Annotated in this window: 2 protein-coding genes; both read left to right on the top strand. The window is 45.6% G+C overall.

The window, feature by feature from the left end:
• Positions 1 to 653: histidinol-phosphate transaminase (locus A3762_RS19275; protein ID WP_156493600.1), on the top strand; the 653-nt coding region annotated here is incomplete at its 5' end.
• Between the two features lie 19 nt (positions 654 to 672).
• Positions 673 to 1078 (top strand): Nif3-like dinuclear metal center hexameric protein (locus A3762_RS19270; protein ID WP_197469408.1); only part of this gene is annotated, 406 nt, incomplete at its 3' end.

Genomic DNA, 1078 nt, shown 5'->3' with positions numbered 1-1078 from the left:
CCGCTACCTTATCGGCAATTCAAGAGCATGACCCAGCTCTTATCTTTTTAGCTGCGCCTAATAACCCGACAGGCAATGTGTTCTCTGAAGAAGACTTGCAGGCGATTATCGACGCCGCAAATGGCCTTGTTGTGCTTGATGAAGCCTACATGGCATTTACCGATAGTGACTTATTGTCTTACGTGTCGCGTTACCCAAATGTTGTTGTAATGCGAACCTTCTCGAAGGTCGGTTTAGCAGGTTTGCGTCTTGGCTTCATGGTGGGTAGCAGTAATTGGCTTAAAGAATTTGAGAAGCTTCGTTTGCCATACAATATCAATGTGTTAACACAGGCCAGCGCTAGTTTAGCTATCAAGCACTATGACAAACTAGCGGCTCAATGTGAGTTGCTTAAGACTGCTCGATCTGAGTTACTCGCTTCCTTGGCGGATATTGATGGTCTGGAAGTTTTCCCTAGCGAAGCGAATTTCGTGCTCGTGCGCTGCAGTAATGGTGGAGCACGAAGTGTTTTTGAAGCAATGAAGACTCAGGGCGTGCTCATAAAGTGTTTGGATGGAGGGCATCCTCTACTAGCTGAGTGTTTGCGATTAACGGTCGGTACTGTCCAGCAAAACGAAGAAATGATTGCGGCGCTTAAGAAAGCATTGGCTTAGGGATTTCGGAGGGCAAGAAATGATCGAACGTATTGAGTTAGAGAAATATTTAGCAGACCTTCTCAGTATCTCGAGTGTTCGAGACTATTGCCCAAATGGTCTTCAAGTCGAAGGTGCTAGCCAGATTTCAAAAATCGTCGGTGGTGTGACTGCGTCTCAAGATCTAATTGATGTTGCCATCAAAGAAAACGCCGATGCGATCTTGGTTCATCACGGTTACTTCTGGAAAGGTGAGTCAGAGGCTATTACGGGTATTAAGCGCAATCGAATTAAGGCCTTACTTGATCACGATATTAATCTATTTGCGTATCACCTTCCGTTAGATGTGCATCCTGCACTGGGCAATAATGCCGAGTTAGGTCGTTTGCTTGGTTTCGAAACCAGCGGCGGGATGGAACCAGATAATAAGTTTAGTGTTGGGTTAG

The organism is Oleiphilus sp. HI0125 (assembly GCF_001635355.1).
The sequence above is the reverse complement of the archived record's forward strand: the minus strand, read 5'-3'. Positions and strand labels throughout refer to the sequence as shown.